This is a genomic window from Sinorhizobium sp. P24N7 (assembly GCF_042436655.1).
Lineage (GTDB): Bacteria > Pseudomonadota > Alphaproteobacteria > Rhizobiales > Rhizobiaceae > Sinorhizobium > Sinorhizobium meliloti_A.
The window spans coordinates 301,358-322,499 of sequence record NZ_JBHMIW010000001.1; the positions used below are offsets into that span (position 1 = coordinate 301,358).

General features: G+C 64.2%; 20 protein-coding genes. 12 read left to right on the plus strand and 8 right to left on the minus strand.

Going from position 1 to position 21,142, the window contains the following annotated elements; translation table 11 throughout:
* Nucleotides 1-665: 665 nt before the first annotated feature.
* From rpsT to mutM, 3 genes are all read right to left on the minus strand, one after another.
* Entirely contained in the window at nucleotides 666-932 is a 267-nt protein-coding gene (gene rpsT / locus ACFHWW_RS01385; RefSeq protein ID WP_003527759.1) for a 30S ribosomal protein S20, read from the minus strand.
* Between the two features lie 191 nt (nucleotides 933-1,123).
* A complete protein-coding gene (locus ACFHWW_RS01390) occupies nucleotides 1,124-1,897 on the minus strand; it encodes an enoyl-CoA hydratase (protein WP_275596906.1) in 774 nt (257 codons plus the stop codon).
* Between the two features lie 56 nt (nucleotides 1,898-1,953).
* Complete coding sequence (mutM, locus tag ACFHWW_RS01395) at nucleotides 1,954-2,859, minus strand: bifunctional DNA-formamidopyrimidine glycosylase/DNA-(apurinic or apyrimidinic site) lyase (RefSeq protein ID WP_379937074.1); 906 nt, start codon at nucleotides 2,857-2,859, stop codon at nucleotides 1,954-1,956.
* Nucleotides 2,860-3,040: 181 nt separating this feature from the next.
* Between mutM and ubiE the strand changes: the two genes are divergently transcribed.
* The 4 genes from ubiE to ACFHWW_RS01415 all read left to right on the plus strand — a co-directional run bounded on the left by ubiE (nucleotide 3,041) and on the right by ACFHWW_RS01415 (nucleotide 6,973).
* Nucleotides 3,041-3,817, plus strand: coding sequence for a bifunctional demethylmenaquinone methyltransferase/2-methoxy-6-polyprenyl-1,4-benzoquinol methylase UbiE (ubiE, locus tag ACFHWW_RS01400; RefSeq protein WP_379937075.1), 777 nt, complete (start codon nucleotides 3,041-3,043; stop codon nucleotides 3,815-3,817).
* 4 nt (nucleotides 3,818-3,821) lie between these two features.
* Entirely contained in the window at nucleotides 3,822-5,396 is a 1,575-nt protein-coding gene (gene ubiB, locus ACFHWW_RS01405; protein WP_379937076.1) for a 2-polyprenylphenol 6-hydroxylase, read from the plus strand.
* A gap of 87 nt (nucleotides 5,397-5,483) precedes the next feature.
* Complete coding sequence (locus ACFHWW_RS01410; RefSeq protein WP_379937077.1) at nucleotides 5,484-6,263, plus strand: SDR family oxidoreductase; 780 nt, start codon at nucleotides 5,484-5,486, stop codon at nucleotides 6,261-6,263.
* Between the two features lie 104 nt (nucleotides 6,264-6,367).
* Nucleotides 6,368-6,973 (plus strand): ankyrin repeat domain-containing protein, encoded by a 606-nt coding sequence (locus ACFHWW_RS01415; protein WP_100670032.1) that lies wholly within the window; start codon nucleotides 6,368-6,370, stop codon nucleotides 6,971-6,973.
* A gap of 4 nt (nucleotides 6,974-6,977) precedes the next feature.
* On the opposite strand, the gene ACFHWW_RS01420 is transcribed toward ACFHWW_RS01415, so the two are convergent.
* Nucleotides 6,978-7,883, minus strand: coding sequence for an NAD(P)/FAD-dependent oxidoreductase (locus tag ACFHWW_RS01420; RefSeq protein WP_100669784.1), 906 nt, complete (start codon nucleotides 7,881-7,883; stop codon nucleotides 6,978-6,980).
* A complete protein-coding gene (locus ACFHWW_RS01425) occupies nucleotides 7,873-8,331 on the minus strand; it encodes an Rrf2 family transcriptional regulator (RefSeq protein WP_100669785.1) in 459 nt (152 codons plus the stop codon). Before ACFHWW_RS01425 ends, ACFHWW_RS01420 begins: the two co-directional genes overlap by 11 nt.
* Before the next feature lie 141 nt (nucleotides 8,332-8,472).
* Here ACFHWW_RS01425 and coaBC point away from each other — a divergent pair, with 141 nt between their 5' ends.
* Nucleotides 8,473-9,678, plus strand: a complete 1,206-nt coding sequence (gene coaBC / locus ACFHWW_RS01430) for a bifunctional phosphopantothenoylcysteine decarboxylase/phosphopantothenate--cysteine ligase CoaBC (protein ID WP_379937078.1) — start codon at nucleotides 8,473-8,475, stop codon at nucleotides 9,676-9,678.
* Here coaBC and ACFHWW_RS01435 read toward each other — a convergent pair.
* Complete coding sequence (locus ACFHWW_RS01435; RefSeq protein ID WP_100669787.1) at nucleotides 9,670-10,485, minus strand: class II glutamine amidotransferase; 816 nt, start codon at nucleotides 10,483-10,485, stop codon at nucleotides 9,670-9,672. The two genes, coaBC and ACFHWW_RS01435, sit on opposite strands and share 9 nt — an antisense overlap.
* 250 nt (nucleotides 10,486-10,735) lie before the next feature.
* Between ACFHWW_RS01435 and ACFHWW_RS01440 the strand changes: the two genes are divergently transcribed.
* From ACFHWW_RS01440 to ACFHWW_RS01470, 7 genes are all read left to right on the plus strand, one after another.
* A complete protein-coding gene (locus ACFHWW_RS01440; protein ID WP_100669788.1) occupies nucleotides 10,736-11,866 on the plus strand; it encodes a Gfo/Idh/MocA family protein in 1,131 nt (376 codons plus the stop codon).
* Nucleotides 11,867-12,141: 275 nt separating this feature from the next.
* Nucleotides 12,142-12,996, plus strand: coding sequence for a MurR/RpiR family transcriptional regulator (locus tag ACFHWW_RS01445; protein WP_379937080.1), 855 nt, complete (start codon nucleotides 12,142-12,144; stop codon nucleotides 12,994-12,996).
* 119 nt (nucleotides 12,997-13,115) lie between these two features.
* Nucleotides 13,116-15,068, plus strand: coding sequence for a bifunctional 5-dehydro-2-deoxygluconokinase/5-dehydro-2-deoxyphosphogluconate aldolase (gene iolC, locus ACFHWW_RS01450; protein ID WP_275596915.1), 1,953 nt, complete (start codon nucleotides 13,116-13,118; stop codon nucleotides 15,066-15,068).
* 49 nt (nucleotides 15,069-15,117) lie between these two features.
* Nucleotides 15,118-16,971 carry a 3D-(3,5/4)-trihydroxycyclohexane-1,2-dione acylhydrolase (decyclizing) gene (gene iolD / locus ACFHWW_RS01455; protein WP_379937082.1) on the plus strand — a complete coding sequence of 618 codons (1,854 nt, stop codon included), beginning with the start codon at nucleotides 15,118-15,120 and terminating at the stop codon, nucleotides 16,969-16,971.
* A gap of 243 nt (nucleotides 16,972-17,214) precedes the next feature.
* Complete coding sequence (gene iolE / locus ACFHWW_RS01460) at nucleotides 17,215-18,114, plus strand: myo-inosose-2 dehydratase (protein WP_379937083.1); 900 nt, start codon at nucleotides 17,215-17,217, stop codon at nucleotides 18,112-18,114.
* An 84-nt stretch (nucleotides 18,115-18,198) separates the two neighbouring features.
* Nucleotides 18,199-18,999 (plus strand): 5-deoxy-glucuronate isomerase, encoded by an 801-nt coding sequence (gene iolB / locus ACFHWW_RS01465; RefSeq protein WP_100669792.1) that lies wholly within the window; start codon nucleotides 18,199-18,201, stop codon nucleotides 18,997-18,999.
* A 76-nt stretch (nucleotides 19,000-19,075) separates the two neighbouring features.
* Nucleotides 19,076-19,480, plus strand: coding sequence for a GFA family protein (locus tag ACFHWW_RS01470; protein ID WP_018093958.1), 405 nt, complete (start codon nucleotides 19,076-19,078; stop codon nucleotides 19,478-19,480).
* 4 nt (nucleotides 19,481-19,484) lie between these two features.
* Here ACFHWW_RS01470 and ACFHWW_RS01475 read toward each other — a convergent pair whose 3' ends face one another.
* Together ACFHWW_RS01475 and ACFHWW_RS01480 are read right to left on the minus strand one after the other, a co-directional pair.
* Nucleotides 19,485-20,468, minus strand: a complete 984-nt coding sequence (locus ACFHWW_RS01475) for an NAD-dependent epimerase/dehydratase family protein (RefSeq protein WP_379937084.1) — start codon at nucleotides 20,466-20,468, stop codon at nucleotides 19,485-19,487.
* 71 nt (nucleotides 20,469-20,539) lie between these two features.
* Entirely contained in the window at nucleotides 20,540-21,064 is a 525-nt protein-coding gene (locus tag ACFHWW_RS01480) for a helix-turn-helix transcriptional regulator (RefSeq protein WP_100669794.1), read from the minus strand.
* Between the last annotated feature and the right edge of the window lie 78 nt (nucleotides 21,065-21,142).

The following is a 21,142-nucleotide window of genomic DNA, read 5'->3' on the forward strand; positions in this document are numbered from 1 at the left end:
TGTCGGCTGACCGCACCCTCGTACGTAGCGGACAGCCCGAGCCTCCTTCTTCCTATCCCATGCATTCACAAGGCTAAGCCCGGCCGGCAACCATAAGACGAAACGTCCTCGCTCCGGTGCGAAGGCTCGCCCGGTTTTATCGTCTCGACTTGTTTGATTGATCGACGTGGAATTAACCCCGCCACAGGCGACGGAAAGCCCAAAGTCACCCCGATTGGAATGACCCTTAAACTTCCTCGTACAGATGTGATCTGTGTCCCCTGTGGAAGGCATTTAGGCAGGATCGCCCGGCAAGATCAATGGCGTTTTTTACCCGCTCGTAAGCGTCGACAGTTGACTCTCGTGCCGGGTTTTGCATGCCGCTCCCGAGTCCGGCGAGAATCGCTGTTGAATCAAGGGTTTTGTTTTTTGCGTTCTTGCTTAGCTGGCGAAAAAGAAAAAAAATAAAAAATGGCTTGACTCACTTCGGACTCAATCCGCCCGCGTCGCGAGACCACATTTTTGCCGCAACCTCTCATAAGCCACTGAAAAAACTGCGTATTTTTTGTCACGGGATTGACACGAGCGTGACCAGGTCAATCGCGCGCACCGTTGACGACGGCACGAATCAGAAAAGCCCGGCGGTAACGCCGGGCGCTTCATCAACAGCTTTTTTCTTAGCCGGGTTAGGCCGAAAGGCTCTTCACGCGCTGCGCCAGGCGCGAAACCTTGCGCGATGCCGTGTTGGAATGCATTACGCCTTTCGTGGCGGCGCGCATCAGTTCCGGCTGTGCCGCCTTCAGGGCGGCGGCTGCGAGTGCCTGATCGCCGGAAGCGATCGCTTCCTCGACCTTGCGGACGAAGCTGCGGATGCGCGAACGACGGGCCTTGTTCACTGCGGTACGGCGTGCGATCTTGCGGGTCGCCTTTTTCGCCGAAGTTGTATTGGCCATTGATGCCTCTCTTCGAAAACTGACATGGACTCCGCCTCGCCGTGCCGGGTCACTGCGACCTGTCATACAAGCAATTCGGGAGTATTATCGGAAAGCCTCGAACGAGGGCGTTCCAAACTGAGGGCGGCGTATAAAGCGAAACCGCCCGCACGTCAACGCGCAATTTGAGAAAACAGAGTCCTGTCCGTGGCTCACCTGTGTTTGAATTCGGCTTTGCGCTTGGCGACGAAGGCGGCCATGCCCTCTTTCTGGTCCTCCGTTGCGAAAAGCGACTGGAAGAGCCGCCGCTCGAAGCGCAGGCCCTCGGCGAGCGTCAGTTCCAGAGAGCGATTGACTGCCTCCTTGGCCATCATCGCCGCCGGCAGCGAGAATGACGCGATCTTCTTCGCGGCGTCGAGCGCCTCCTCCAGGAGCCTGTCCGGAGCCACCACGCGCGAAACGAGCCCCGAGCGCTCGGCCTCCGCCGCGTCCATCATGCGGCCGGTGAGAATGAGGTCCATGGCCTTCGCCTTGCCGACTGCGCGGGTCAGGCGCTGCGATCCGCCCATGCCGGGAATGACGCCGAGGGTAATCTCCGGCTGGCCGAACTTCGCCGTTTCGGAGGCGATGATGAAGTCGCACATCATGGCGAGCTCGCAGCCACCGCCGAGCGCGAAACCGGATACGGCGGCGATCATCGGCTTGCGGGCGTTCGCGACATGCTCCCAGCCGCCAAGGAAATCGGCGAGGTAACCGTCGACGAAATCGAGCCCCTGCATCTCCTTGATGTCCGCGCCGGCGGCAAAGGCCTTCTCGGAGCCGGCAAGGACGATGGCGCCGACGTCCCTGTCGGCGTCGAAGGCCTTCAGCGCGGCATCGAGCTCGCGCATCAGCACCGCATTCAGCGCATTGAGCGCCTGCGGCCGGTTGAGCGTGATCAGGCCCACGCGGCCCTGCGTTTCGACCAGCAACGTCTCGTAACTCATTCCCGTCTCCTTCACGCGTTGTCGCAAGATTGAAGAGCGGAATGTGCCATGCCGCCCTATTTCTGGCAGTGCGGACAATAAAAGGTCGAACGTCCCGCCTGTACTATGCGGGCGACCGTACCGTGGCAGCCGGGCGTGCGGCAAGCCTCGCCTTCCCTGTCATAGACGGAGAAGCTGTGCTGGAAATAGCCGAGACTGCCGTCCGCCTGAATGTGATCCTTGAGCGAGGAGCCGCCGGCGGCAATCGCATCGGCAATCACGGCGCGGATCCTTTCCGTCAGTGCAATCAGCGCCTGTTTCGGGCGGCCCCGCTTGTCGACAAGCGTGCCTGCCGCCCTTTTCGGCGAGAGGCCCGAGCGCCACAACGCCTCGCAGACATAGATATTTCCGAGGCCCGCGATCGTCCTCTGGTCAAGAAGAGCGGCTTTCAGCGGCTGGACCTTGCCGGCGAAACGGGCGGCGAGATAGGCGGCGTCGAGGGCATTGCCGGTCGGCTCCTCGCCGAGGCCGCGGAGATAGACGTGGTCGGCGAGCGCCGAGCGCCGAGCCAGATCCATGAAACCGAAGCGACGCGGATCGTTATAGATCACCCGAGCCGGACCGGAGCCGCCATCGAGATGGAAGACGACATGATCGTGCTTCTCGTCCTTGCCGCGCGGGTGGTGGAAGGCGCCGGGCGTGGCCGGATTCGCGCCAGCCTCTATCGGGCCCTTCTCGATCCGGAACGAGCCGGACATGCCGAGATGGGCGATGATGACGTCGCCGCCCTCGAGCTCGATCATCAGATATTTGGCGCGCCGCGAGAGGGCGATGATGCGGCGGCCCGCGACCGCGTTGGCGAAATTCTCGGGGAACGGAAAGCGCAGATCCGGCCGGCGCAACTCCGCCCGCACCAGAAGCGCACCCTCCATGGTCGGCGCCAGTCCGCGCCTGACCGTTTCCACCTCGGGCAATTCCGGCATCGGCCGTGTTCCTTCATCCTTTATTCATCGCACCCGCCCACGTGAGCGGCACGCCATTCCCATGACGCCGTCGATAGCCTATATCCCGCTGCATGCGGCAGCCGGTCGCCTCTCGCTCAGATAGCGTGCACGGAGCGATTTCGCTATGGTGCCGGCAAAATTCGTTGAAGTGGAGTTTCGTATGGCGGATGAGCGCGTATCGGCGAGGGGCGGAATGGAGACCTCATTCGGTTTCCGCGAAGTCGGCACGGGCGAGAAGCAGCCGCTCGTCAACGACGTCTTCCACAAGGTCGCCAAACGCTACGACATCATGAACGACGTGATGTCGGCCGGGCTGCACCGCGTCTGGAAAGATGCGATGATCGCGGCGCTCAACCCGCCGAGCCGCGAGGGCTATCGGGTTCTCGATGTCGCCGGCGGCACCGGTGACATCGCCTTCCGCATCGTCGAGCGCTCCGGGCGCAAAGCCCATGCGACCGTCCTCGACATCAACGGCTCGATGCTCTCGGTGGGCGCCGAGCGCGCCCGCAAGAAGGGGATCGACGCCAATCTCGACTTCGTCGGGGCCAACGCCGAAGACCTGCCCTTCGCGGCGAATTCATTCGACGCCTACACGATCGCCTTCGGCATCCGCAACGTGCCGCGCATCGAGGTCGCGCTCAAGGAGGCCTACCGCGTGCTGAAGCGCGGCGGCCGGCTCCTCGTGCTCGAATTCTCCGAAGTGGAGATGCCGCTGCTCGACCGCTTCTACGACGCATGGTCCTTCAATGCGATTCCGAAATTCGGCAAGCTCATCACCGGCGACGATGCGCCCTACCAATATCTGGTAGAATCGATCCGCAAGTTTCCGAACCAGCGTGATTTCGCCGCCATGATCCGTGACGCCGGCTTCGCCCGCGTCTCCTTCACCAATTATACCGGCGGCATCGCAGCGCTGCATTCCGGCTGGAAAATCTGAGCGCATGAGCACTCCCGGAGCATATTTCCGTCTCATACGGATCGGCTGGGTCCTTGCGCGCGAGAATGCGTTTGCCGCGGTCCCCTCCGAACACCTGCCCCCGCTCGCACGCTTCGTGCAGAAGCTCGCCGGCCTGCTCGCCAGCCGCGAGGCCCGGTTCGGCGCGCGCAGCGGCCGCCTCGCCCGGGCGGTGGAACGGCTCGGCCCTTCCTATGTCAAGATCGGCCAGTTTCTCGCGACCCGCCCGGACGTGGTCGGCGCCGAACTTGCCGCCGACCTCTCGCTGCTCCAGGACCGCATGGCGACTTTTCCCGAGAGCGCGTCCAGGGCCGCGATAGAGGCGTCTCTCGGGCGCCCCGTCGGCGAGCTCTTCGTCGAATTCTCCGAGCCGATCGCAGCCGCATCGATCGCCCAGGTTCATCCCGCCGTGGTCATGCGCGACGGCAGACGCGAAAGGGTGGCCGTCAAGGTCATCCGCCCGGGCGTGCGCCAACGTTTTGTGGCCGACATCGAGGCCATGTATCTGGTCTCGCGCATGCAGGAGCGATTCCTGCCCTATACGCGCCGCCTGAGGCCGGTCGAGGTGACGAAGACGCTGGAGCAGACGACCAAGGTCGAAATGGATCTGAGACTCGAGGCCGCGGCGCTTTCCGAACTTGGCGAGAACACCAAAGAGGATTCCGGGTTTCGCGTGCCCAGGGTCGATTGGGAGCGCACCGGCCGCGACGTCGTGACGATGGAATGGATCGACGGCGTCAAGATGTCGGACATCGAAGGGCTGAAACGGGCCGGCCATGACCTGAACCGCCTGGCCGAAACGCTGATCCAGTCCTTTCTGCGCCACACGCTCCGGGACGGCTTCTTCCACGCGGACATGCACCAGGGCAACCTCTTCGTCGACGATGCGGGCCATATCGTCGCCGTCGACATGGGGATCGTCGGCCGCCTCGGCCGGAAGGAACGGCGCTTCCTGGCCGAGATCCTCTACGGCTTCATCATGCGCGATTATCAGCGCGTCGCGGATGTGCATTTCGAGGCCGGTTACGTTCCCTCGCACCACGACGCCGCAAGCTTCGCCCAGGCGATCCGCGCCATCGGCGAGCCGATCCACGGCCAGCCGGCCGAGACGATCTCGATGGCGAAGCTGCTGACGCTGCTGTTCGAGGTCACCGAACTTTTCGACATGCAGACCCGCCCCGAACTGGTGATGCTGCAGAAGACGATGGTCGTCGTCGAGGGCGTCGCCCGAACGCTCAATCCGCGCTTCAACATGTGGAAGGCGTCCGAACCGGTGGTCGGCAAGTGGATAAGGGACAATCTCGGGCCGAAACGCATCGTCGCCGACCTGCGCGACGGCGTTCATGCGGCGCTGCGGGTTGCCGAAGCGCTGCCGGAGATCGCAGCCCGGACCGAGCGGTTCTCGGCGGAAATCATGGCAATGAGCGAGAACGGCCTGCGCTTCGATCCGGAGACCGCGGAAGCGATCGGCAGAGCCGAGGCGCGCCATACGCGCTCGGGCCGTACCGCGCTATGGCTTATCGCGGCGACGCTCGTCTACATCGCCTGGCAGCTTGCGTGAACGGAGCGGCGGGCCGCCTTGCCAGCCGGCCGGGGAGAAGTGCCAGGCAGCCAGGCGTTGCCATCGATCAAAGCAGGAGGAAGGAATATGGATCTCGGCATTAGCGGCAAAAAGGCGCTCGTTCTCGGTGGCAGCAAAGGGCTCGGGCGCGGTATCGCCGAAGCGTTTGCGGGGGAAGGCGTTGCGGTCGCGCTGACCGGCCGGAACGTCGAAACCGCAGCCAAGGCCGCAGCGGAAATCGGCCCGAATGCTGCCGGCTTTTCGCTGGACCTGGCAAAGCCTGAAGTCGTCGACCCCTTCCTCGATCGGCTCGCCGCTACATTCGGACAGATCGATATTCTCGTGCTGAACGGTGGCGGTCCGCCGCCGACGAATGCTGCCGACATCGATCCCGGCTTCTGGCGGGCCCAGTTCGAGGCGATGGTGCTTTCCGGCATGCGCATTTCGCACCGCCTGCTGCCGTCGATGCGGGAGCGCCGCTTCGGCCGCATCGTTGCCGTCGCCTCCACCAGCATCCGCGAGCCGATCCCTGGCCTGACGGCGTCCAACGCGTTGCGCAGCGCGCTTGCCGGCTGGATGAAGACGCTCGCCAGCGAGGTGGCAGCCGACGGCGTGACCGTCAACATGCTCCTGCCCGGCCGGCTTGCGACGGACCGGACCCTGAGCTTCGATCGCATGGATGCGGAGGCCGAGGGCGTCAGCGTCGAAACCGTTGCAGTGCGCAGCCAGTCGGAAATTCCGCTCGGGCGCTATGGGACGCCGGCCGAGTTCGGTGCTGCCGCAGCCTTTCTCGCAAGCCGCCAGGCCGCCTACATCACCGGGATTGCGCTGCCCGTCGACGGCGGGCTCAGCCGTTCGATGCTCTGACCATGTTCATCCCGCTTCAGAGATCGGCTGCACGAGGCCTGTTGCGCTACGCCGTCATCGCTCTCGTCACTCTTTTCAGTCTAACAGGGGTCGCGAAGGCTGCCATGCTGGATAAAGAACTCCTCACGGCCGCCCGGCTGGGCAATGCCGCCGAAATCAGCGCTCTCGTAGAGCGCGGCGCACACGTGGATGCCCGCGACGAAACAGGCGCGACGGCCCTGCTCATCGCCACGCATGAGAACAATATCGAGGCCGCAAGGGCTCTCATCGCGGCCGGCGCCGACGTCAATGCCAAGGACCGCATCGAGGACAGCCCTTATCTCTATGCCGGCGCGCGCGGCCATCTCGAAATATTGAAGATGACGCTCGCGCATGGCGCCGATCTCAAAAGCACCAACCGCTACGGCGGCACCGCCCTCATTCCGGCCGCCGAGCGCGGCCATGTCGAAACCGTGAAGACGCTGATCGATGCCGGGGTTGCCGTCGACCATGTAAACCGCCTCGGCTGGACGGCGCTCCTCGAGGCGATCATCCTCGGCAGCGGAGGCGACAGCCATACGGAGATCGTCAGGCTGCTGATCGAGGCCGGTGCGGATGTCGACCTGGCGGACGGCGAAGGCGTTACGCCCCTCGCCCATGCTAAAAGGCGAGGGTTCCGGCGGATCGAGCGCCTCCTCCTCGCCGCCGGCGCTCATCAAACGGCGGAATGAAGGCTCAATGTACGTCGAAAATCAGTGATTTATGCGCGGCCACGGCTGCCGTGACGCCATCGCCGACCGCATGCGAGACCGAGCCCGCGCCCCGCGCGGCATCGCCACAGGCATAGATGCGCTCGACGCTCGTCTCCTTTGCCTCGTTCGTCCGGATATAGGGTCCGAGCGGCCCGTCCTCGAATTCGCAGCCGAGCGCTGCAGGCAGATCGCTCGCCATGCGGGTGCGCGACGCGACGAACAGGCCTTCGAGAGAAACGGTCCGGCCGCCATCGAGAACCACGCTCGCCTTCGCTCCGTCGACAGCGACGACCCTCTCCCTTTCGATCTCCACACCGCGCGCTTCCAGCATGGCGGCCTGAGCGGCATCGGGCTCGAACGCTCCATTGGCGAAAAGGGTGGTCGGCCCCCAGTCCGGCAGCATCATGGCCTGGTGAAAACTGGACTCACCGGTTGCGAGAACGCCGATGCGGCCCTGCCCTAGCTCATAACCATGGCAATAGGGGCAATGAAAGACGGCGCGGCCCCAGCGTTCCTGAAGCCCCGGTATCGACGGCAGCTCATCGACGACGCCCGTTGCCAGGATCAGCCGCCGCGCCGCGATCTTTTCGCCCTGCACCGAGACGACCAGATTGGCGCCGTCGCGGCGCGCCGTATCGGCCGTTCCTTCGACGAAACGCACATTGGGATAGGCCAGCAACTGTTCCCGGCCGTGCGCCGCGATCGTCGCAGGCGCCTCGCCGTCCCGGCTGAGGAACCCATGCGACGATTCGGCAAAGCGGTTCCTGCGCGCGCCCGCATCGACGACGACCACGGAGCGTCTGGCTCTGGCCAATTGCAATGCCGCCGACAGCCCTGCATAGCTTCCACCCACGATCGCCACGTCTACCGGCATCACATCAACCGCCATGGTTCTGCTCCTTCATCTGCTGGCGACGGATCGCCATTCGTCGCTGGAAATCGTTTGAAAGATCTGCGAGGCTTATTCGTTCCAATCGCTGCATGAGAAGCGCCTCGGCATCCCGGAGCGCTCCGTCCATCGCGGCATTGACCGCCTGCTCCACCACACAGCCGGGAGCCTCGGTTCGGTTGCCGATCGCAAACACGGGCGGTTCACCGAGCGCGGCATGCACGTCCGCAAGGCTGATGGTTGCGAGATCGCGCACGAGCGACCAGCCTCCGCCATGCCCCTTTTCGGAGCGGACGAGACCCGCTTCCCGTAAACCCGCCATGGTGCGTCGGACCACGACGGGATTGGTGGAGAGGCAGGCTGCCAACTCCTCCGAGGTGATGGTTTCACGCTCCGCCATGTGGAGGAGCGCATGCAAAGTAATGGAAAGTCGGCTATCGCGTTTCATGTAACTCAACGTGTTACGTGAAACGCGGAAAGTCAAGCTTCAAATTCGGCCTGCACTCGAAATCAGGCGCGCAATTGCGTGCGGGAAGACGGTCGAGTAGGGTCGCCGGAAACGAACGGGAGCGGCTGGAGCCGAAGCGGAATGACACTGTCGGGCAAGCGCATTCTTCTCATCATAGCCGGCGGAATCGCGGCCTATAAGAGCCTCGACCTGATCCGCCGCCTGCGCGAGCGCGGTGCCGACGTGCGCCCGGTGATGACGGCGGCGGCGCAGCGTTTCGTCACGCCGCTGACCGTCGGCGCGCTTTCGGCCTCTCACGTTTTCACGGAGCTTTTCTCGCGCGAGGACGAGCAGGATGTCGGTCACATCCGGCTGGCGCGGCATTGCGATCTCGTGGTCGTGGCCCCGGCAACGGCCGACCTGATGGCAAAGATGGCGCACGGTCACGCCGACGACCTCGCCTCGACGGTGCTCCTGGCGACCGACCGGCCGGTGCTGCTCGCGCCGGCGATGAACCCGAGGATGTGGTCGCACCCGGCCACGCACCGCAACCGCGCGACGCTCGCCGGCGACGGCGTCCGCTTCGTCGGACCTGCCACCGGCGAAATGGCCGAGAGCGGCGAGGCAGGGGAAGGCCGCATGGCCGAAGCTCTGGAGATCGTCGCGGCGGTCGAGGAATTTTTCAACGGAGCAGGCCCGCTCGCCGGTCGCAAGGCCATCGTCACATCCGGACCGACGCACGAGCCGATCGATCCGGTGCGCTACATCGCCAACCGGTCGTCCGGCAAGCAGGGCCACGCGATCGCCGCAGCACTGGCGCGGCTCGGCGCCGAGGTCACGCTCGTTTCCGGGCCGGTGACGATCGCGGACCCCGCCGGCGTCCGCGTCGTACGGGTCGAGCGCGCCGAGGAGATGCGCGATGCGGTGTTGGCCGCGCTGCCGGCCGATGTGGCCGTCATGGTGGCAGCCGTTGCCGACTGGCGCGTCGCATTGGCCGCCGGCAACAAGATCAAGAAGCGGCCGGGCGAGGCCCCTCCTCCGCTGCAGCTTGCAGAGAATCCCGATATCCTGAAGACCGTCGGCCACCACGCATCGCGGCCTAAGCTCGTGATCGGCTTTGCCGCCGAGACCGAGAACGTCGCCGAGAACGGCCGCGCCAAGCTCCAGAAGAAGGGGGCCGATTACATTCTGGCCAACGACGTTTCGCCCGCAACCGGCATCATGGGCGGCGACCGCAATCGGGTTAAGCTGATCGGCCGTGACGGTGCCGAGGAATGGCCGGAAATGGGCAAGGACGATGTCGCGGCGAAGCTCGCCGCGCTGATCGCGGCGAAGCTTTCATCCTGAGGACAGGCCGGAGGTGGGCGCTATTGCCAGGTCGGCCGTCCCGAAAAGGCGAACGTCGACGCCGTTTTCCCCGACGATGATCGCGGATCCGTCCGGAACCTCCACCCAGGCGCTGTCATCGTCATTGAGCGGCTCGGAGACGAGGCAATAGCCGCCACTCGACCCCATCGGACCTGCATAGAGCGTGGGAGCTTTCCAATCCGTGGCATAGCGGACCGCATAAAGATCGCGGCCGTCGGAGAAGGCCGCCGTGAAGCGCACGAGTGCCGGGCGTCCCAGGCGTTCGGCAAGCCGCTCGACGAAGGCGAGCGCCTCGGCAACGGCACCGAGGGGATCACGGTCGAGACCGAACTGCAGGGCAAGCAGGAAGAGCAGCTCCGAATCCGTCGTGCCGCTGCGCGCCGAATAGAGCTCGTTGTCGAGCATGGTCTCCATCGGCCGCCGCAAATGCTCGAAATCGCCGATCTGTCCATTATGCATGAAGGACCAGCGGCCGAAGACGAAGGGATGGCAATTGTCGCGGCGCGTGCCGCCGCCGGTGGCCGCGCGAACATGGGCGAGGAACAGCGGCGAGCGAATCTGCCTGGCAATGCTCTTGAGATTGCAATCCGACCAGGCGGGCAGGATGTCCCGGTAGCGGCCCGGCTCAGGACGGTCGCCGTACCACGCTATTCCGAAGCCGTCGCCATTGGTCGCCGTTTTCGCCCTGACGGCGCAATGGGATTGCTCGATCAGGGAATGCTTGGGCGACGTCACGAGTTCTTCGAGATAAAGCGGCTCTCCGCGATAGGCTGCCCAACGGCACATGCTCGATCACTCCGATTTCGCCCCGCCATATGAAAGCGATTCGTCCACCACCGTCACCAGTGATGTTTCAACGCAACATGGTAAAAATGCGTTAACACATTCTGCCCAAGCATAGCGGACCGGGCGGACACGCCCTGTTCCATCAGGCACGCGGGACCGGATTTTCGAACAAATATTCCATATTGACAATTCGCGCGCATTTCATTTCATTTCGCCGAGCACAGACAGGGCTTGGCCCGGGAGAAACGAGATGAGCGGCAAGCGCAGGCTGGGCATTGGCCTGATCGGGACGGGCTTCATGGGCAAGGCGCATGCCCTTGGGTTCACGATTGCGTCACGAGTCTTCGGCCTGCCCTTCGAGCTGGATCTCGTATCCGTCGCGGACGTGACGCAGGAGGGCGCGGAGGCGGCCCGCGGACAACTCGGCTTCCGCAAGGCGACGGCCGACTGGCGCGAACTTCTGACCGATCCCGAGATCGACATCATCGACATCACCACGCCGAACCTCCTGCACAAGGAAATGGCGCTCGCTGCGATTGCACACGGCAAGCACGTCTATTGCGAAAAGCCGCTGGCACCGACTGTCGCCGACTGCGCCGAGATGGTCGCCGCCGCGCAAAGGGCCGGCGTCGTCACCCAGGTCGGCTTCAACTATCTCAAGAACCCGCTCATTTTTCTCGCCAGGGACATTATCGAAAGCGGCGAGATCGGCGAAATACGGTCGTTTCGCGGCATTCATGCGGAAGATTTCATGGCTGATGAGAGCGTTCCGTGGGGTTGGCGGCTGGACCCGCGTAGCGGCGGCGGTGCGCTCGCCGACATCGGCAGCCACATTATCGCCTGCATGCGCCATCTCGTCGGGCCGATCCGGTCCGTACTGGCAGAGACCGTCATCCACGTTCCGCAGCGCCCTGTCACGCGCGGCGCCACAGAGACCCGGACGGTCGAGGTCGACGACGTCACGAGGGCCTTCGTCCGTTTCGAGAGCGGCGCGAGCGGAAGCTTCGAAGCGAGCTGGATCGCGACCGGCCGCAAGATGCAGCACGATTTCGAGATTTACGGCTCCAAGGGAAGCATCGTCTTCACCCAGGAGCGGCTCAACGAGATCAGGGTCTACTCCGCGGGCGACGACATCAGGAGCCGCGGCTTCCGGACGATCTGGGCGGGACCGGAGCATCCGCCCTACGGAGCCTTCTGCGTGGCACCGGGCCACCAGATCGGCTTCAACGAGCTGAAGGCGATCGAGGCCAACGAGTTCCTGGAAGCGATCGCCAAGGGCGGCAAAACCTCGACCGATTTCCGCGAGGGCTACGAAGTCCAGAAGGTCCTTTCCGCAACCTATCACTCTGCAAGGACGAACGATTGGGTGGAGATTGGCTGATCTTGACGTCCGACTCGCTGTTGTCCTTGCCCCTCACCCTAACCCTCTCCCCGCGCGCGGGAGAGGGGACGTGCCCGATGGTTGGCCGGCGGTCATGGTTGCGAAGGTAGCGCCGCGAGTTTCCTTGCCCCGCCTGCGGGGGACAAGCCTGAGGCGATGCGGGCTTGCGCACTTCCCGCTGGATAAGGAACCAAAATGGAACGTCCATTCTATCGCTGCAATGGTTAGTCGATTAAACTGAGGCAAACGACGAGAACGAGCCGGAGGCCCGAACGATGCCCACGCCTGAAACGATTGCCGATGTCCCGCAGGATTTCGAAACGCTGAAGGCGGTTATCCTCGAGCGCAAGGCGCAGCTGCCGAAACGGCTGAAACAGGTGGCCGCCTACTCGCTCGACAATCCGGACGAGATCGCCTTCGGGACGGCGGCGAGTATTGCGACTTCGGCCGACGTCCAGCCCTCGACGCTCGTGCGCTTCGCCCAGCACTTCGGCTTCGAAGGCTTTTCGAGCCTGCAGCAGATTTTTCGCGCACGCCTGCGGGAGCGCACGCCCGGCTACGAGGAACGGCTGAAGGCGCTGCGCCAGAACGATCACAGCAAGCTCGAAAGCGGATCGATCTTCAACGGCTTCGTTGCGGCCGCCCATCGCTCGCTCGACAACATCGCGACCTCGGTCGATCCGGACGCATTCGAGCGCGCCGTCGGCATTCTCGCCAAGGCGAACACGATCTATCTCATCGCCAAGCGGCGCTCCTATCCGATTTCCAGCTACATGGCCTATGCTTTCGGCAAGCTGAAGGTGAAGTATCAGCATGTCGGAACGGCCGCGGGGATCGACGAGGACATGCTGGCTATGGCGACAAAGGAGGATGCCGCCTTTGCCGTCAGCTTCTCGCCCTACGCGTCGGAAAGCGCCAGCCAGGCGCGCTTGCTCGCCAACCGCAAGGTACCCGTTGTCTCGCTGACCGACTCCGCCTTCTCGCCGCTCGCCGAATCCTCCAGGGTCTGGTTCGAACTGGTCGAGGCCGATCATGCCGGCTTCCGTTCGCTCTCCGCCAGCATGGCCTTCGCCATGGCGCTGACCGTCGCCATCGCCGAGAAACGGCGCCGCATCGCCGAGGGCGAGTGAGGCAATATAGAACGGAAATTCCATATTGACGAAACAACGGAATTTATGTTTCATATGCTCGTCACCCATGGCATAGGCATATTTGCAGGCGCCGGTCCGGCGTCCGCGGGGAGGAAGCAGTGAGCCAGATTTCGTCGGCCCAAGTTCCATCAGGTGCGGGTGCCAAGCCCCTCGACCTCATCACGATCGGCAGAGCTTCGGTCGACCTCTACGGACAGCAGATCGGCACGCGGCTCGAAGACGTGGCGAGCTTCGCCAAGTCGGTCGGCGGCTGCCCCTGCAACATTTCCGTGGGCACAGCGCGCCTCGGCCTGAAATCGGCGCTCCTGACGCGCGTCGGCGACGAACAGATGGGCCGCTTCATCCGCGAGCAGCTTCAGCGCGAAGGCGTGGAGACGCGCGGCATCGTCACCGACCCGGAGCGGCTGACCGCACTTGCGATCCTCTCCGTCGAGAACGACAAATCCTTCCCGCTCCTTTTCTATCGCGACAATTGCGCCGACAACGCGCTTTGCGAGGACGATATTTCGGAAGATTTCATCGGTTCCGCGCGCGCGGTCCTCGTCACCGGCACACATTTTGCCAAACCGAATGCGGACGCCGCCCAGCGCAAGGCGATGAGGATCGCCAAGGAAAGCGGCGCCAGGATCGTCTTCGACATCGATTACCGCCCTAATCTATGGGGTCTTGCGGGTCACGATGCGGGCGAGAGCCGCTACATCGCCTCGGACCGCGTTTCGGCGCATCTGAAGACCGTGCTCGGGTATTGCGACCTGATTGTCGGCACTGAGGAAGAGGTGCTGATCGCGTCGGGCGAAAGCGACCTCCTCGCGGCACTCAAGACCATCCGCTCCCTCTCCGAAGCCACGATCGTGCTCAAACGTGGACCGATGGGCTGCATCGTCTATGATGGACCGATCTCGGACGATCTCGAAGACGGTATCGTCGGCAAGGGTTTTCCAATCGAAGTCTATAACGTTCTCGGCGCCGGCGACGCTTTCATGTCAGGCTTTCTGCGCGGCTGGCTCACCGGCGAGCCGCACGCAACGTCCGCTACCTGGGCCAATGCCTGCGGCGCCTTCGCGGTCTCGCGCCTGCTCTGCGCGCCGGAAATCCCGACCTGGACCGAACTGCAATATTTCCTCGAGCACGGCAGCAAGGAGAAGGCGCTGCGCAAGGACGAGGCGATCAACCACGTGCACTGGGCGACGACGCGCCGGCGCGACATCCCGCTCCTGATGGCGCTCGCCGTCGACCATCGCAGTCAGCTCGAGGACATTGCGGAGGGAAATCCGGAACTGCTCTCGCGCATCCCGGCCTTCAAGGTGCTTGCCGTCAGGGCTGCGGCAGAGGTGGCTCAAGGCCGCTCCGGCTTCGGCATGCTGATCGACGACAAATACGGCCGCGATGCGCTCTATGCCGCCGGCGCCCATCGCGACTTCTGGATCGGCAAGCCGATCGAGCTTCCGGGATCACGGCCGCTTACCTTCGAATTCAGCCAGGACCTCGGCAGCCGCCTCGTCGACTGGCCGGTCGACCACTGCATCAAGGTGCTTTCCTTCTACCATCCCGACGATCCGGCCGAACTCAAGGCCGCTCAGGTCGCAAAGTTGCGTTCGGCCTTCGAGGCGGCGCGCAAGGTCGGGCGCGAGATCCTGATCGAGATCATCGCCGGCAAGCACGGGACACTCGACGACCGGACCATTCCGCGGGCGCTGGAGGAGCTCTATGATGCCGGCTTGAAGCCGGACTGGTGGAAGCTCGAGCCGCAAGCGAGCCGCGCCGCCTGGGCTGCGATCGACGCCGTGATCGAGGCGCGCGATCCGCTTTGCCGGGGCGTGGTGCTCCTCGGCCTGGAAGCACCCTATGAGGTGTTGAAAGACGGTTTCGCCGCCGCCAGAATGTCGAAGACGGTCAAGGGATTTGCCGTCGGCCGGACGATCTTCGCCGACGCTGCCAAGGCCTGGCTTTCCGGCAGGATGACCGACGAGCAGGCAGTCTCCGACATGGCGGCGAAGTTCAAGGCGCTCGTCGATCTCTGGCTGCAATTGGGTGAGACCAAGGCGGCGTAGCGGTCAAATACAAAGGCGGCGCAAGGATGCGGCCGCGAGGAGGAAACAAATGAGCCAGAAAACCGTGCGCCTGACCATGGCACAGGCCGTGGCGCGGTTCCTGACCCGGCAGATGACGATCATCGACGGCGAGCGCGTGCCGATCTTCGGCGGCGTCTTCGCGATCTTCGGCCACGGCAACGTCGCCGGCGTCGGCGAGGCGCTTTACGGCGTTCGCGAAACGCTCCCGACCTACCGCGCCCAGAACGAACAGGGCATGGCGAATGCGGCGATCGCCTTCGCCAAGGCGAGCTTCCGCCGCCGCTTCATGGCCTGCACCACCTCGATCGGCCCGGGCGCGCTCAACATGGTGACCTCGGCCGCGCTGGCACATGTCAATCGACTGCCGGTTCTCCTCCTTCCCGGCGACGTCTTCGCCAACCGCAGGCCCGATCCGGTGCTGCAGCAGGTGGAGAGTTTCGGGGACGGCACGATCTCGGCGAATGACTGCTTCAAGCCCGTCTCGCGGTATTTCGATCGCATCACCCGGCCCGAGCAGATCATCCCGGCGCTCCGCCGCGCCATGCAGGTCCTGACCGATCCTGCCGAATGCGGGCCGGTGACGCTATCGCTCTGCCAGGACGTGCAGGCGGAAGCCTACGACTATCCGGAAACCTTCTTCGACGAGAAGGTCTGGGTTCCGCGCCGCATCGAGCCTGACCTCGACGAGCTGGCATCGGCAATCGAGGCGCTCAGATCCGCGAAGAAGCCGATCATCATCGCCGGTGGCGGCGTGCTCTACTCGGAAGCGAGCGCCGAACTCGCTGCGTTCGCCGAGAAACACGGCATTCCGGTCATGGAGACCCAGGCCGGCAAGTCCGCTCTGCCGCATTCGCATCCGCTGAATATGGGTTCCATCGGCGTCACCGGCACGTCCGCCTCCAACGCATTGGCGGAAGAGGCCGATGTCGTGCTCGCCGTCGGCTCACGGCTGCAGGATTTCACCACCGGTTCCTGGGCGCTCTTCAAAAACGAGGCGCTGAAGATCATCGGCCTCAACGTCCAGGCGTTCGACGCCGGCAAGCACCAGGGACAGCCGCTGATTGCCGACGCGCGGGCCGGCCTCAACCGCATTTCCGGCGGTCTCGGCAGCCACAAGGCCGATACAGCCTGGACCGAGAGGGCAAAAGCGGGCAAGGCCGAGTGGCTTGCTGAAGCCGAGAGGGCGACCGCCACCACCAATGCCGCACTTCCCTCCGACGCTCAGGTCATCGGCGCCGTCCAGCGCGCCCGCGGCGGCAGGCAAACGACGCTCGTCTGCGCCGCCGGGGGACTTCCGGGCGAGCTGCACAAACTGTGGCAGGCGGAGGAGCCGGGCGGCTATCACATGGAATACGGCTTTTCGACCATGGGCTACGAAGTCGCCGGCGGTCTGGGCGTAAAGCTTGCCAAGCCCGATAGCGACGTGATCGTCATGGTGGGCGACGGCAGCTACATGATGCTGAACTCGGAGATCGCCTCTTCCGTCATGCTCGGCGCCAAATTCACCGTCGTGCTGCTCGACAATGCCGGCTATGGTTGCATCAACCGGCTGCAGATGGGAACGGGCGGCGCCAACTTCAACAATCTGCTGAAGGACACCCATTATGTGGAGCTGCCTCGGATCGACTTCGCCGCGCACGCCGCCGCCATGGGCGCCGTGACCCGCAAGGTCGGCTCGATCCCCGAGCTCGAAGCTGCGCTCGCGGAGACCGCCGACGAGGCGCGCACGACCGTGATCGTCATCGATACCGATCCGCTGATCACAACGGAGGCCGGCGGGCACTGGTGGGACGTCGCGGTACCGGAGGTTTCGGACCGAGACCAGGTGAAGGCCGCCCGCGAAGGCTACGAAAAGGCCCTCCAGGCCCAGCGGTTTGGTTGACACTGGCGTCCGGCCAGCGGCCCCTAACCCTCTCCGCGCAGGGCGGGGAGAGGGGACGTGCCCGGCGGTCAGCCGTGGCTTGCGGGTTGGGGCGGGGACAGCGCGGCTTGTCCCTTCTCCCCGCACGCGGGGAGAAGATGCCGGCAGGCGGATGAGGGGCCACACTGCGGCATCCTCGGCGCACCAAAAACGAAACTACGAACCGACTGCCCCAAACAGACCACGCAGCAGAAAGCAAAACACATGATCCGTTACGGAACCAACCCGATCGCCTGGAGCAATGACGACGACCATTCGATCGGCGCGCATCTGACGCTCGAGGACTGCCTCTCCGATTGCAAGAAGATCGGCTTCGACGGCATCGAGAAGGGCCACAAGATGCCGTCCGACCCCGAAGCGCTGAAGCAGAAGCTCTCAAGTTACGATCTCGTCTTCGTCTCGGGCTGGCACTCGACCAACCTCCTCACCCATGATGTCGAAGCGGAGAAGAAGGCTATCCAGCCGCATCTCGACCTTCTGAAGCATAATGGCTGCCGGGTGGCGATCGTCTGCGAGACCTCGAACGCCATTCACGGCGACGATTCCAAGTCGCTCGTGAAGGACAAGCCGGTTCTGCCGGCGGACAAGTGGGAGAAATTCGGCGCCGACCTCGAGGCAATCGCCGAATATTGCGCCGGCCAGGGCATCGATCTGGTCTACCACCACCACATGGGCACAATCGTCCAGACCGGCGAGGAGATCGACCTCCTGATGCGGAACACCGGTCCGGCGACCAAACTGCTGCTCGACACCGGCCATGCCTGGTTCGGCGGTTCCGACCCGGCGGACGTGGCGCGGAGATATATGGACCGCGTCCGCCATATTCATTGCAAGAACGTCCGCCCGGCGGTCCGCGCGCTGGTCGAAAGCGAAGGTCTGTCCTTCCTCGAGGGTGTGCGACGCGGCGTCTTTACCGTTCCGGGCGATGCGGAAGGGGGAGTCGATTTCCTGCCGGTTCTGAAGATCGCCGCCCAGCACGGCTATGATGGCTGGCTGGTCATCGAAGCCGAGCAGGACTCGGCCGTGCGCAATCCGTTCGAGTACCAATCGCTCGGGCTGAAGTCGCTGAAGGCCTTTGCGAAAGAAGCGGGGCTTGACGCGTAGACGCCCCTCACCCGGCTGCCGCCTCCCTTCCAGAGGGCTATGGAGAGGGGCAGACCTACAGACGCGAGATCAGGAGACCGCCGAATGTCCAAACTGCTCATCAAACCGAAAGCGCAATCCGGCCTGATGCAGGAGATCACGCCGGAAAGTGCCGGCTGGACCTATGTCGGTTTCGCCCTCCATCGGCTGCGGCCCAGCGAGACGACCGGCGGCGAAGCGGGCGAAAAGGAACTCTGCCTGGTACTCGTCAGCGGAAAAGCCAGGGTTTCGGTCGATGGCGAGGACTTCGGCGAGCTCGGCGAGCGCATGACGCCTTTCGAGGGCCAGCCCTATGCGGTCTATGTGCCGAGGGGCAGCAGCTGGCAGGCCGAAGCGACCACGGATCTCGACCTCGCTGTCTGCTCTGCGCCGGGCGGGGAAGGCTTCGAGGCGAAAATCATCCGCCCGGGCACGCACCCGCAGATGACGCGCGGCCGGGGCACCAACACACGCTACGTCACCAACATCATGCCGGAAGACGACGAATCGGCGCAGTCGCTGCTGGTCGTCGAGGTGATCACGCCGGGCGGCCACACCTCCTCCTACCCGCCGCACAAACACGACCAGGACAACCTGCCGGCCGAAAGCTATCTCGAGGAGACCTATTACCACCGCCTCAACCCGCCGCAGGGTTTTGCAATGCAGCGCGTCTATACCGACGACCGTTCGCTGGACGAGGCCATGGCGGTGGAGGATGGGGACGTGACGCTGGTACCGAGGGGCTACCATCCGGTGGCTGCGGTCCACGGCTACGATTCCTATTATCTCAACGTCATGGCGGGGCCGAAGCGGATCTGGAAGTTCCACAATGCGAGGGAACACGAGTGGCTGTTCACCGGCGTCTGACCGGCGGACGTCGCACTGGACGAATGGAGCCTTCGCCCTATCGTATCTTGCCGAAGCAAGTGACGAGGAGCGTTTCATGCATATCGACGGCCAGTGCCATTGCGGCTTCGTTACCTACGAGGCGGAGATCGATCCGGAGCACGTAACGATCTGCCATTGTAACGATTGCCAACGGCTGACCGGCACCGCCTACCGCGTCAGCACCAGCACGCCGCGATCATCGTTCCGGCTGACGGGCGGCGAGCCGAAGCTTTACGTCAAGACCGGCGAAAACGGACGCAAGCGGCTGCAATTCTTCTGCCCCGATTGCGGCTCGCCGGTCTACACGACGGGCACCGACGAGGACGCAGAGGAGATCGGCATCCGCGTCGGCACCATAAATCAGCGGCGCGAACTTGCACCACGCAAGCAGATCTGGTGTTCCTCCGCGCTGCCCTGGTCCGGCGAGATCGGCAAGCTGCCGGGGCTGCCTCGGGATTGACGGTTCAAGCGACCGGATAGGGCCCATCCGCAAAGACCGTGTCGTGGTAGCCCTTGGACCCGATCTCGATTGCGAGCGGGCTGCGGAAATCCTCACCGCGGCGCAGGCATTTCAGCACATGGGCAAAATCGTATTTCGGCCGCCAGCCGAGACAAGCCGTCGTGCGCGCACTCACATAAACCCGATCGATCGTCGGAAAGAGCCGCCACCCCCGTTGCGCATAAAGCGCCTCGCATTCGGGAAAGCGGCTGAAGACGACGGATGGGGCATCCTCCCGCAGAGAGGCGAGATCGTCGCGTGTGAACGGCGTCGGGGCCGAGACGATGAAACGGCCAAAGCCGATCTCTATCGCCCGGTCGAGGGCCGATAGATGGGCGCTCGCGACGTCCTCGATATCCGCGCGCCGGTAGAGCAATTCATTCGCCTGCGCATTGGCCGTTTCAAAGCGGCCGCGGATTTCCGCATCGTCATCGGGCTCGGGAAAGAAGCGCGAGGTCCGGAGAATGACGGCGGGCAGACCGTGCCGCCGCGCGAAAAGCTCGCAGAATCCCTCCGCCGCAACTTTGCTCACACCATAGATGTTGCGCGGGATCGGCTGGACGTCCTCCGTGATCCAGGCTGCCGGCTCGCCGGGCGCCGGCGTCAGGGCCGAACCGAAGGCGCTCGTGGTGCTGGTGAAGACAAAGGCGCCGACGCCCGCCCCGGCTGCCTCTTCCAGCAGATTGACCGTTCCCGCGACATTGGTATCGACGAACTCGCAATAACCGTGCGTCGCCACATGCGGCTTGTGCAGGGTCGCGGAATGGATGACTGCGCGCACGTCCTTCGTTGCGTGACGGACGAAGCGGCGGTCGGCGACCGACCCGACGGCATCGGTGAATGGCGAGCTCTTGATGTCGATGCCGCGAACGTCGCGGCCGGCCGCGCGCAGTACCCTTATCAATGCCTCACCCAGATGGCCGGCGCTTCCCGTCACCAGTATCGTCATGCGTCGCTCCTTGTTGCCTTGAGGCTAGGCGCAGCGCGGCGAAGCCGGCAAGGCATAAATTATGCGTTCGCTCAGGAGATCGCGGTGACCAGCCGGCCCATCGCGCCGTCGGCGAGTGGTATGCGCTCCCAAAGCACGCGGCCGGCAGAGATGGGAACGTCGTCGCGGCCGTTGGGCCCGGTCTCGACGGCCAGGAAAGCCAAACGGCCATCGTGCCAGCCGAGCTCCGCGAGATCGCGTTCCGCCTTCCGGATCTCCTGCGAGGCATAACGGAACATCGGCTCGCCGACCATTTCCCGCCGCCACTCCGCCCGCCGCCGGGGCGAAGCAGCCAGCAGCCGGTGCGAGTGGTCGCAGATCAGGTGAACCCTCGCGCTCGAGCTTTCGACCAGCCGCTTGAGAGCCGCATCGGCGGCTGAGGGCACCCTGGCGAATAGGCGCTCCAGCGCCTGCTGCTGATTTTCGGAAGGTGTGAGGACGCCCGCTTCCCAGCGCGATATCGTCGCCTGCGTCACCCGCATGAGCTCCGCCACATGGCTCTGTTTCATGCCGTTCAGGAGCCGCAGCCGCTTCAGCGTCCGTGCCGTGTAGAGCATCTCGGTTTCCTCCTGATCCGGCGAAGCTATCGGGCCACCTGCGCTAGGCGGCAGGGAATGGAAGCGCTATACCACCAT

What these genes read in the sequence shown, in the direction of transcription:
- coaBC (WP_379937078.1), top strand. Translation starts at nt 8,473, where the DNA reads ATGACACTGTCGGGCAAGCGCATTCTTCTCATCATAGCCGGCGGAATC.
- ubiE (WP_379937075.1), top strand. Translation starts at nt 3,041, where the DNA reads ATGGCGGATGAGCGCGTATCGGCGAGGGGCGGAATGGAGACCTCATTC.
- ACFHWW_RS01475 (WP_379937084.1), bottom strand. Translation starts at nt 20,468, where the DNA reads ATGACGATACTGGTGACGGGAAGCGCCGGCCATCTGGGTGAGGCATTG.
- ACFHWW_RS01445 (WP_379937080.1), top strand. Translation starts at nt 12,142, where the DNA reads ATGCCCACGCCTGAAACGATTGCCGATGTCCCGCAGGATTTCGAAACG.
- ACFHWW_RS01435 (WP_100669787.1), bottom strand. Translation starts at nt 10,485, where the DNA reads ATGTGCCGTTGGGCAGCCTATCGCGGAGAGCCGCTTTATCTCGAAGAA.
- ACFHWW_RS01390 (WP_275596906.1), bottom strand. Translation starts at nt 1,897, where the DNA reads ATGAGTTACGAGACGTTGCTGGTCGAAACGCAGGGCCGCGTGGGCCTG.
- ACFHWW_RS01480 (WP_100669794.1), bottom strand. Translation starts at nt 21,064, where the DNA reads ATGCTCTACACGGCACGGACGCTGAAGCGGCTGCGGCTCCTGAACGGC.
- iolE (WP_379937083.1), top strand. Translation starts at nt 17,215, where the DNA reads ATGATCCGTTACGGAACCAACCCGATCGCCTGGAGCAATGACGACGAC.
- ACFHWW_RS01470 (WP_018093958.1), top strand. Translation starts at nt 19,076, where the DNA reads ATGCATATCGACGGCCAGTGCCATTGCGGCTTCGTTACCTACGAGGCG.
- ACFHWW_RS01415 (WP_100670032.1), top strand. Translation starts at nt 6,368, where the DNA reads ATGCTGGATAAAGAACTCCTCACGGCCGCCCGGCTGGGCAATGCCGCC.
- iolD (WP_379937082.1), top strand. Translation starts at nt 15,118, where the DNA reads ATGAGCCAGAAAACCGTGCGCCTGACCATGGCACAGGCCGTGGCGCGG.
- ACFHWW_RS01440 (WP_100669788.1), top strand. Translation starts at nt 10,736, where the DNA reads ATGAGCGGCAAGCGCAGGCTGGGCATTGGCCTGATCGGGACGGGCTTC.
- ACFHWW_RS01420 (WP_100669784.1), bottom strand. Translation starts at nt 7,883, where the DNA reads ATGGCGGTTGATGTGATGCCGGTAGACGTGGCGATCGTGGGTGGAAGC.
- iolB (WP_100669792.1), top strand. Translation starts at nt 18,199, where the DNA reads ATGTCCAAACTGCTCATCAAACCGAAAGCGCAATCCGGCCTGATGCAG.
- mutM (WP_379937074.1), bottom strand. Translation starts at nt 2,859, where the DNA reads ATGCCGGAATTGCCCGAGGTGGAAACGGTCAGGCGCGGACTGGCGCCG.
- ACFHWW_RS01410 (WP_379937077.1), top strand. Translation starts at nt 5,484, where the DNA reads ATGGATCTCGGCATTAGCGGCAAAAAGGCGCTCGTTCTCGGTGGCAGC.
- ubiB (WP_379937076.1), top strand. Translation starts at nt 3,822, where the DNA reads ATGAGCACTCCCGGAGCATATTTCCGTCTCATACGGATCGGCTGGGTC.
- ACFHWW_RS01425 (WP_100669785.1), bottom strand. Translation starts at nt 8,331, where the DNA reads ATGAAACGCGATAGCCGACTTTCCATTACTTTGCATGCGCTCCTCCAC.
- rpsT (WP_003527759.1), bottom strand. Translation starts at nt 932, where the DNA reads ATGGCCAATACAACTTCGGCGAAAAAGGCGACCCGCAAGATCGCACGC.